At 74.9% G+C, this 9,377-nt stretch carries 7 protein-coding genes and 1 pseudogene; 5 read left to right on the top strand and 3 right to left on the bottom strand.

Annotation, left to right across the window (positions count from 1 at the left end; all coding sequences use genetic code 11):
• Both KS423_RS29105 and KS423_RS29110 read left to right on the top strand, forming a co-directional pair.
• Nucleotides 1-817 (top strand): hypothetical protein (locus KS423_RS29105; protein WP_224282758.1); only part of this gene is annotated, 817 nt, incomplete at its 5' end.
• 56 nt (nucleotides 818-873) lie between these two features.
• Nucleotides 874-1,560 carry a copper homeostasis protein CutC gene (locus KS423_RS29110; protein ID WP_224282759.1) on the top strand — a complete coding sequence of 229 codons (687 nt, stop codon included), beginning with the start codon at nucleotides 874-876 and terminating at the stop codon, nucleotides 1,558-1,560.
• A gap of 87 nt (nucleotides 1,561-1,647) precedes the next feature.
• On the opposite strand, the gene KS423_RS29115 is transcribed toward KS423_RS29110, so the two are convergent.
• The gene (locus KS423_RS29115) at nucleotides 1,648-3,699 is read right to left on the bottom strand and encodes an AAA family ATPase (RefSeq protein WP_224282760.1); all 2,052 of its coding nucleotides are present in this window, start codon (nucleotides 3,697-3,699) and stop codon (nucleotides 1,648-1,650) included.
• A gap of 333 nt (nucleotides 3,700-4,032) precedes the next feature.
• Here KS423_RS29115 and KS423_RS29120 point away from each other — a divergent pair, with 333 nt between their 5' ends.
• A complete protein-coding gene (locus tag KS423_RS29120) occupies nucleotides 4,033-4,194 on the top strand; it encodes a hypothetical protein (protein WP_224282761.1) in 162 nt (53 codons plus the stop codon).
• A 12-nt stretch (nucleotides 4,195-4,206) separates the two neighbouring features.
• Here the strand turns inward: KS423_RS29120 and KS423_RS29125 are convergent, their stop codons facing one another.
• Nucleotides 4,207-5,844 (bottom strand): DNA repair helicase XPB, encoded by a 1,638-nt coding sequence (locus KS423_RS29125; protein ID WP_224282762.1) that lies wholly within the window; start codon nucleotides 5,842-5,844, stop codon nucleotides 4,207-4,209.
• Nucleotides 5,845-5,969: 125 nt separating this feature from the next.
• Between KS423_RS29125 and KS423_RS29130 the strand changes: the two genes are divergently transcribed.
• Entirely contained in the window at nucleotides 5,970-6,224 is a 255-nt protein-coding gene (locus KS423_RS29130) for a hypothetical protein (protein WP_224282763.1), read from the top strand.
• A gap of 18 nt (nucleotides 6,225-6,242) precedes the next feature.
• Here KS423_RS29130 and KS423_RS29135 read toward each other — a convergent pair whose 3' ends face one another.
• Nucleotides 6,243-8,744 (bottom strand): helicase C-terminal domain-containing protein, encoded by a 2,502-nt coding sequence (locus KS423_RS29135; RefSeq protein WP_224282764.1) that lies wholly within the window; start codon nucleotides 8,742-8,744, stop codon nucleotides 6,243-6,245.
• A gap of 183 nt (nucleotides 8,745-8,927) precedes the next feature.
• Here KS423_RS29135 and KS423_RS29140 point away from each other — a divergent pair.
• Nucleotides 8,928-9,377 (top strand): annotated as a pseudogene (locus tag KS423_RS29140) (hypothetical protein); the annotation flags it as partial.

Here is a 9,377-nt window from a genome sequence, read left to right on the forward strand (position 1 = left end):
GGCGGTCGCCCGGGAGGTCCTCGGCCTGGCGGCGTACGGGCTGCGGGTGCGGCTCGGGCTGACCGGCGCCTCGGCGGCCGGGCGGCTGCTGGCGGTGGTCGCCCCGATGCTCGCCGGGGCGGCGGCCGGTGCCACGCTGGTGGCCTGGGTGACCACCGCCTACCGGATCGCCACCCTGCTCTCCTGGGACGACTCGTACGGCGTCTACGTCTCGGCTTTCTGCCAGCCGGTGGCCGCCGCGCTGCTCGCGGTGGCGGCGCTCCTGGGCCGGTGGACGGCGGTGCGGGGCAGTGCGCTGATTCTGGGTGCCGTGGGGCTGTACGACCTGGCCGAGGCCCTGTGGCACTCCTCCTTCGACGTGTGGTGGAGCGGCTACGTCGGGATGGCCTCGCTGCCGTTCGTGGCGGCCGCGCTGCTGCTGGTCGCGGCGCCGACCGACCTGTTGCCCCGGCCGACCTGGCGCACGGGCGCCCTGGTGTCGGCCTCGATGGCCGTGGGCGGGCTGCTGGCGGCGGCCCAGAGCTGGGACGACACCACTTTCCCGCTGGACCTGCAGTGGTTCGTGGTGATGCTGATCGCCCCGCTGCTGCTGACCTTCGCCGGGCTGTGCGGGCGGGTCGTGCCGACGGCCGTGGGGGTGGCGGTGCTGGTGCTGACCGGGCCCGGCTGCCTGTTCAACATCTGGCGCGGGTCCCGCGGGGTCTCGCACCTGCTTCCGATGGCGGTGCCGACGGTGGTCGTGCTGGCGCTGGCGGCGCTGGCGGTGCACCGGTTCGGGCGGCGGGGAGCGGTCGCGGCGGTCCACGGGCGGGAGTGACGTGAACGGTCCCCTGGCGGTCGCCTGGGGGCGCCGGATGTGGCAGGCTGTCGGACATGTCTAGACCAATTTTCGAAGTCATCGCGCTGACGCCCCAGGATGCCCAGGCCGCCGAGTCGGGCGGCGCCGACCGGCTCGAACTGGTCACCGACATGGCCGCCGACGGGCTCACCCCGTCCGTCGAGGACTTCGGCCGGATCCGGGCCGCCGTCGGTATCCCGCTGCGGGTCATGCTGCGGATCCGGGACGGCTTCGCCCCCGGCGACGTGGACGAGCTGTGCGCCCGGGCCGCCGCGCTGCGGGCCGAGGGGGCCGAGGAGTTCGTCCTCGGCTTCCTCGGTGCCGACGGCGCCGTCGACCTGGCCGCCACCACGGCCGTCGCCGGGGCGATCGCCGGCTGCCGCTGGACCTTCCACCGGGCGATCGACCACAGTGCCGGGCGGGCCGCCCTGCGGGCCGCCGTCGGCGGGCTGCCCGGCCTGGACACCTTCCTCACCTCCGGTGCGGCCGCCGGGGTGGACGCCGGGCGCGAGGTGCTGTCGGCCGAGCTGGCCCGGGCCGGCGAGCCCGGGTACCGGCAGCGGATCCTGATCGGCGGCGGCCTGCGGGCCGAGCACCTGAAGGAGCTGCGGGCGGAGGGCTTCGACGCCTTCCACGTCGGCGGCGCGGTGCGGGTCGACGGCTGGCAGACGCCGGTGGACGCGGCCAAGGTCGCCGAGTGGCGGGCGCTGATCGACGGCTGAGCGTGGAAGCGCCGACAGCCGGGCGAGCCGTGCCCGTCGTGCGGAAAGGGGGACGGGGCGTTCGCGACCCGGCCCCCTTTCGCGTCGTCAGCGGAGCTGCTCCGGCAGCGGCTCGGCGTGCAGCACCGTCAGCCCGGAGACGGCGCGGGTCAGCGCCACGTACAGGCGGCGCAGGCCGGTCCGCTCGTCCGGCTCCCCGGCGATCACCGCGGCCGGCTCGTCCAGCACCACGTAGTCGTACTCCAGACCCTTGGCCAGCGAGGCCGGGACGAGGGTCAGCCGGGCCTCGGCGCTGGTCTCGGTGCCGGGGGAGAGGTGCGGCAGGCCGGCCGCGGTGAGCGCCTCGGCGAGCTGCGGGATGCGGGCGTCGGCGGCGATCAGGCCGGTCGAGCCCTCGTGCTCCAGTGCCTCCCGGCAGGCCGCCAGGACCGCCTCCGTGCCGCCCCCGTCCGTGACCCGGCGGATCGTCAGCGAGCCGGGCGCCTCACGGACCGAGGAGGCCGGGGCCAGGCCCGGGGCGATCGCCGGGAGCAGCCGGGAGGCGTACGCGATGACCTCCTCCGGCACCCGGAAGCCCTTGGTCAGCTCCTCGATGTGCGCCTCCGGCTTGCCCAGGTGGCGCAGTGCCTCCGGCCAACTCGCCGTCGCCCACGGGGTGGTGCCCTGGGCGAGGTCGCCGAGGACGGTCGCCGAGCCGGTGGTGCAGCGGCGGCCGACCGCGCGGTACTGCATCGGGGAGAGGTCCTGGGCCTCGTCCAGCACCACGTGCCCGAGCGAGGGGGTGCGCTGCACCAGGTCGGTCGCCTCGTCCACCAGGACGGCGTCGGCCGTCGTCCAGCGGGCGGTCTTCACCGAGCGGCCGGGCCTGGGCCACAGCACCGCCTGCTGCTCCTCGGGTGTCAGCACGCCCTCGGCGCACTCGGCCAGGAACTCCGGCTCGGAGAGCAGCCGCAGGACCAGCTTCGCCGGGTCGACGGCCGGCCAGCACTCCTTGACCACCGCCTTGACCGCGCTGTTGCGGGCCACCGCATCCTGCACCCGGTCGTCCGGTGCCTCGCCGCCCTGCTCCATCTTCAGCAGCACGGCGTGCGCGATGCGCTGCGGCAGGGCCTCCCGGGCTGCGCCGTAGCGAACCTCGCGGCCCTTCAACTCCTCGATGATCTCGACCAGTTCGTACACCGGAACACGCCAGCGGCGGGAGCCGCGGACCACCACGCAGGGCTCGGTGGGCAGGGTGATGCCCGACCGCACCGCCCGGCGCAGCACCTCGGCCATCCGGGCGTCGCCCTTCAGCCGGGCCGCCTCCGGGGTGTCCTCGCCCGTCACCTCGACGTGCCCGACCAGCTGCTGCACGGTGGCCTGGGCGACGTCCAGCTCGCCGAGGGCCGGGAGCACCTGCTCGATGTAGGAGAGGAAGGCGTTGTTCGGCCCGATCACCAGGGTGCCGGTACGGGCGAGGCGCTCGCGGTGCGCGTACAGCAGGTAGGCGACACGGTGCAGGCCGACGGCGGTCTTCCCGGTGCCGGGCGCCCCCTGGACGCAGATGGTGCCCGTGACGTCGGAGCGGACGATCTCGTCCTGTTCGGGCTGGATGGTGGCGACGATGTCGCGCATCGGGCCGACGCGGGGCTTCTCGATCTCGGCGGCCAGCAGGGCGGAGGCCTGCTCCGTCTCGGCCGGGTCGGTGAGGTGCTCGTCCTCGTAGGCGGTGAGTTCGCCGCCGGTGTAGCCGAAGCGGCGGCGGCGTTCGACGTCCATCGGCTCGGTGCGGCTGGCCCGGTAGAACGGCTGGGAGACCGGCGCGCGCCAGTCGATCACCATCGGGTCGCCGTCGGCGTCGTGGACGTGGCGACGGCCGATGTAGAAGTTCTCTCCCCCGCCGCCTTCGCTGAGTTCCTCGCTGATCGCGTGCAGGTAGTCGAGGCGGCCGAAGAACAGCGGGGTGTGCGAGAGGTCGGCCAGTGCGGCGATCCTGGCCTCGATCTGGTTCTGGAGCACGAGCGCGGTGACCCAGGTGCCGGTCACGTCGCGGATGTCGAGCGACTCGACGTCCTCGCGCATGGCGCGCAGCGCGGCCCGGGACGCGGCCAGGTGCTCGCGTTCGCGCTGGAGGGGATCGGTGGTGGAGGTGGCGGGCACAGCGAACCTTCCCGGCTGCCCCGGTGGCGGGCGCAGCGGATCGTAGGAGCTCACGGTGGGTACGACCGACCGGTTGCCGAGCGGTCGGTACCTCCCCCGGCTGCCTGCGGGACTTCAGCAGGTACCACGGTTCGGGAGGGGGCAGACGGACGATCTTAGACCCGTCCGCCCGGCGGTTCCAGCCCGGCGGGCCTCGGGGTTACTCCCCGCGGGTCTCGGGGTTCCTCCCTGCGGGGCGTCGGGGCCGCCCTACACCCGGAGGACGACCCGCGCACCTGCGGATACGGCCTTTGGAGTGATGCCGACGGCCGACCGGGTGCCTACCGTTGAAACATGAGCACCACGAACCACACCCCCCGATCCGGCCCGGCCGGCGCCACCGCCGCCTCCGGGCGCCACCGCAACCCGCTGACCACCGCCGTCCGCAACGTCGGCATCGCCCTGGACACCGCCGCGCGCGTGATCTTCCTCGGGCGCGACGGTGTCCGGTACTGAGCCCGGGTCCGTCTACAGCACGTCGTCCGCGTCGATGATCCGGTACGCGTAGCCCTGCTCGGCCAGGAAGCGCTGCCGGTGGGCGGCGAAGTCCTGGTCCACGGTGTCCCGGGCGACCACCGAGTAGAAGTGGGCCGCGTGGCCGTCCGCCTTGGGGCGCAGCACCCGGCCGAGGCGCTGGGCCTCCTCCTGGCGGGAGCCGAAGGTCCCGGAGACCTGGATGGCCACGGTGGCCTCGGGCAGGTCGATCGAGAAGTTCGCGACCTTGGAGACCACCAGGACGCTGATCTCCTTGTTCCGGAAGGCGTCGAAGAGCTTCTCGCGCTGGGCGTTGCTGGTCTCGCCCTTGATCACCGGGGCGTCCAGGGCCTCGCCGAGCTCGTCCAGCTGGTCGATGTACTGGCCGATGATCAGCGTCTGGTCCTTCTCGTGCTTCCTGACCAGTGCCTCCACCACCCGCCGCTTGGTCGCCGTGGTGGCGCAGAAGCGGTAGCGCTCCTCCGGCTCGGCGGTCGCGTAGGCGAGCCGCTCCGAGTCGGTCAGGGTGACCCGCACCTCGCAGCAGTCGGCGGGCGCGATGTAGCCCTGTGCCTCGATCTCCTTCCACGGCGCGTCGAAGCGCTTGGGGCCGATCAGGCTGAACACGTCGCCCTCGCGGCCGTCCTCGCGCACCAGCGTCGCGGTCAGGCCGAGCCGGCGGCGGGCCTGGAGGTCGGCGGTGAACTTGAACACCGGGGCGGGCAGCAGGTGCACCTCGTCGTAGACCACCAGGCCCCAGTTGCGGGCGTCGAACAGCTCCAGGTGGGCGTAGACGCCCTTCCGCTTGGTGGTCATCACCTGGTAGGTGGCGATGGTGACCGGGCGGATCTCCTTCTTCGTCCCGCTGTACTCGCCGATCTCGTCCTCGGTGAGCGAGGTGCGCTTGACCAGCTCGTGCTTCCACTGCCGGGCCGAGACGGTGTTGGTGACCAGGATCAGCGTGGTCGACTTGGCGTGCGCCATCGCGGCCGCGCCGACCAGCGTCTTGCCGGCGCCGCAGGGCAGCACGACCACGCCCGAGCCGCCGTGCCAGAAGCCCTCGACCGCCTGGGCCTGGTACGGGCGCAGCTGCCAGCCGTCCTCCTCCAGGTCGATCGGGTGCGCCTCGCCGTCCACGTAGCCGGCGTGGTCCTCGGCGGGCCAGCCGAGTTTGAGCAGCACCTGCTTGATCTGGCCGCGCTCGGAGGGGTGCACCACGACGGTGTCCGGGTCGACCCGGGCGCCGACCAGCGGGACGATCTTCTTGGAGCGCAGCACCTCCTCCAGCACCGGCCGGTCGGTGGTGGTGAGCACCAGCCCGTGGGTCGGGTGCTTGACCAGCTGGAGCCGCCCGTACCGGCCCATGGTGTCCGCCACGTCCACCAGCAGCGCGTGCGGCACCGGGTAGCGCGAGTACGTCACCAGGGCGTCCACCACCTGCTCGGCGTCGTGCCCGGCCGCCCGCGCGTTCCACAGCCCGAGCGGTGTCACCCGGTACGTGTGCACGTGCTCGGGTGCCCGCTCCAGCTCGGCGAACGGTGCGATGGCGCGACGGCAGTCGGCGGCCTTGGGGTGGTCGATCTCCAGGAGAAGAGTTTTGTCGCTCTGGACGATGAGCGGTCCGTCGTTCACGCGGGGAAGCCCTCCACTGGCTGACAGGGTGGATTGACGCAGACCCTCCAGTGTCCCGCATTCCGGAGGGGACGCGGGAGGCTGCTTCGAGTGACCACGGTGCGTACTCGCTCGTTGAGCTGGCCATGAAGAAGTCGAAGCGTGTTCTCACCGCCCTCGCCCTGATGGGCTCGGCCTTCGCGGCCACTGCCTCCTCGGCCGGTTCGGCCCACGCCCTCGCGGGCATCGGCGAGGGGCCCGGCGGCCTGCTCGCGGCGCCCGGGTTCCTGCTGGCGGAGACCGTCACCGGGGGGTCGATGCCGGTCGGGCAGGGGCAGATCGGCAGCCTGGCGGACAAGGCCGTCCAGGACAAGATGAAGGAGGCGCAGCAGGGGCACTGAGGTCTCGGACACCTCAGGTCACTCGTCGAGTTCCGCGACGCCGGTGATGCGGTGCAGGGCGAAGGTGCGGAGTTCTTCGGCATGGTGGTCGAAGGCGGTGACGAAGCCGCCTTCGACCTTGACCGGGTCGATGATCCGCTGGCTGGCGATGCCCTCGGCGTTGAGGTAGCCGATCCACATGCGCTCGCCGAGCAGGACGGCCGTCTGGAGGGCGGCGAGGGTCTCGGCCGCGGCGGTGCGGGGGAGGCGGCGCGGGTCGGGGGAGGGCTCGCGGCGGCTGGCGGTGGCGGCGCGGTCCCCGGCCCGGATGGCCTTGATGGCGGCCGCGAGCAGGGTGTCGTCGGGGCTGGGCGGGCCGTCGGGGACGGGCGCCGGTGCCGTGCGGGGCGGGGTGCGGTGGCTGTCAGGGCGGGTGATCAGCACGTCGCCCTCGGCGGACTCGGCGGCCGGGGCGTAGCCCATGGTGCGCAGGGCGGCGAGCAGGACGTCCGGGGCGGCCTGGGAGGCGAGGACGGTGGGGGCGAGCAGCCGCAGCCGCAGGTCGGCGGAGCGGCGGTCGGCGAGCACCTCGCCGAGCAGGGACGGGTCGTCGCAGCGCAGGTAGGAGGAGGCGGCGCCGACCCGCAGGATGCCGTGCCGGCGGGCGACGTCGTCGATCAGGTAGGCGAGCGGCTGCGGGACGGGCGTGCGGCTGTGCTGCTCCAGGAAGGTCCGCAGGTCGGTGGCGGTGCGGCCGGCGTCGAGGGCGCGGCGCACCGAGGCCGGGGTGAAGCGGTAGACGGTGGCGCCGCCCTTGGACTCGATGTCGGCGCACAGGGCGAGGGCCTGGGCGAGCGGGGTGAGCAGTGGGCCGGGGGCGATCGCGGTGAGGTCCGGCTGGAGGATCACGTGGTCCAGCGGCTGCGGGAGCAGCGGGGCGAGCACCTCGGCCGGGTCGGACTCGGCGGTGAGCAGGGCGCGGGCGGGGGCGGCCAGGGCGCCGCGGCCGGTGATGCCGAGGAGTTCGGCCTCGTCGAGGGTCCACGCGGTGAGTTCGTCGCGCAGCTCGCGGCCGTCCGGGCCGGTGGGGCCGCCGCGCAGCGGGCGCTGCCAGCGCAGGGTGGGGAGCAGTTCCTCGGCGGTGGCCGGGGTGCCGGGCGGGAGTTCGGCGAGCAGGGCGAGGGCGGCGCGGCGGACGGACGGGGCGAGGGTGCGGTCGAGTTCGGGGCCGAGGGCGGCGCGCGGCTTGCCCCGGCCGTCCGGGGTGCCGGTGAGGGCGGCGACGCGGGTGGCGGCGAGCCAGGCGGTGGCCAGCACGGACCAGCGCTCGGCGGTGTCCAGGTGCAGCCAGGCGTCGTACCCCGGGGTGGGGGCCCAGCGTTCGTCCACCTCGCCGTCGGGGGCCAGCAGCCCTGCGGTGTAGGCGAGTTCGAGCCAGAAGGCGGTCTGCTGCTCGGTGCTCTCCAGGGCCTGGGCGGTGCGCTTGAGGTCGCGGACGCCGAGGCCGCTGGCGCGCAGGGTCGGCGGCGGGGTGAGGCCCCAGTTGTCCAGCAGCTCCTCGACGGTCTTGACCGCGGTGTGGGCCTGTCCGGCCGCGGCGCCGTCCACGGCCTGGGGATCGCGCGGGGCGGCGGCGGGTGCGGGTTCGGGCTGGACGGGCTCGACGGCGCGGTGGGTGCGGCCGCCGCGCAGGTGCAGGGCGAGCTCGCGGGGCAGGACGACGCTGCCGGGGCTGGTGGGCAGCAGCAGGCCGCGGGCGAGCAGCCATTCGACCGGACTGTGGGCGTCCTCGGCGGTCACCGGGCGGGTGGCGTCCGGGACGGTGCCGGTGGGCGGGCCCCAGACCAGCCGCTCCAGCAGCCGCAGCGCGGCCTCGGGTGCGGTGTCGAGCAGTGCGGCGCAGCGGGCGCGGTCGGTGAGCAGCGCGGTGAGCGCGGCGACGGCGCTGACCGGGTCGGGGGTGGCGGGCTGCCCGGCCGAGGCGAGCAGTTGCTGCAGCCGGGCCGGGGACATGCCGACGGTGGCGTCGGCGAGGGTGGGGCCGAGGCCGGTGCGGCCCGGGTTGCCGGCGGTCGGGGCGAGCGCCTCGCGGACGGCGAGGACCAGCCGCAGCCCGTTGTCGGGGCCCCAGAGCAGTGCCCGGTCGCGCAGGGTGGTGATCGCGCGGGGCAGGGCGGCGGCGACGGCGGACCGGTCGGCCGGGGTGAGTGGGGTCGCGCCGGGGTGCGGCTTGACCTTCGCCGGGCCGGTCAGCAGGGTGCGGACGGTGCTCAGCGAGGTGCCGTCCGGGGCGGTGGCCAGCGCCTCGGCGACCTGGAGGGTGAAGCGGTCGAGCCGCTCCAGGGCGCGCAGCGCGGAGGCGCGCGAGGAGAGCCGGGCGGACAGCTGGGTGAGGTCGCCGGGGACGGGGTTCAGCAGGTCGGGGCGGGAGCGGAGCAGGGCGGCGAGCGCGTCGTCGGGACGGGCGCGCAGCTCCTCGGCGAGGGTGCGCGGGCCGGTGGCGGACCTGCCCCGGCGTTGAGGGCCCTGCTGTGTGGTCATTCGACCTAGGTTAGTCGGGCGCGGGGACGGCGGGGTGTCCCGCACAGCGCCGTATCGCCGTCCCGGGGTACCCGTAGCGCCGGGCCCGGCGGGTGGACTCGCGTGGGCGGGGGCGGGGTGGGTAGCGTCACGCCGAGGGCGGTTCGGTGGGCGGCCGGTACGGGCGAGGCGGGGTGGTCGGTGATGACGGACGGCGAGTGGTGGCGCAAGAGCGGGCCGTGGAGCGAGCGTTCGGTCGGTGGCCCGGACGGCGCCTCGGGTGCCGGCTCGGGTGAGGCCGTCTCCGGCGGCGCTCCGGAGGTTCCGTCCGCGCCCGTTCCCGGTCCCGGCCTCACCCCCGACCCCGACAGCGTGTACGACCCGCCGGCGCCGAGCGCGGCCGGCATCCCGTCCGTGTCGCTGGACCTGCCGGACGTGGCCGCCGCCGAGGGGCGGTCGGACGCGATCCCGCCGCCGACGGTGTCGAGCACCGGCCCGTGGACGATGACGCTCTTCGACTTCTCGGACGGGCCGCAGCCCGCGCCGAAGCCGATCCCCGAGCAGCGCACCGCCGAGGAGGCCGCGGCGGCGGCCGAGCCCGCGGCGGAGGCGGCGAAGCCCGCGGACCCGAAGAAGAGGCCGCGCTGGGGCCGG

The organism is Streptomyces sp. LS1784 (genome assembly GCF_020103755.1).
In the GTDB taxonomy this organism is placed as follows: Bacteria; Actinomycetota; Actinomycetes; order Streptomycetales; family Streptomycetaceae; genus Kitasatospora.

What these genes read in the sequence shown, in the direction of transcription:
- KS423_RS29120 (WP_224282761.1), top strand. Translation starts at nt 4,033, where the DNA reads ATGAGCACCACGAACCACACCCCCCGATCCGGCCCGGCCGGCGCCACC.
- KS423_RS29130 (WP_224282763.1), top strand. Translation starts at nt 5,970, where the DNA reads ATGAAGAAGTCGAAGCGTGTTCTCACCGCCCTCGCCCTGATGGGCTCG.
- KS423_RS29110 (WP_224282759.1), top strand. Translation starts at nt 874, where the DNA reads ATGTCTAGACCAATTTTCGAAGTCATCGCGCTGACGCCCCAGGATGCC.
- KS423_RS29135 (WP_224282764.1), bottom strand. Translation starts at nt 8,744, where the DNA reads ATGACCACACAGCAGGGCCCTCAACGCCGGGGCAGGTCCGCCACCGGC.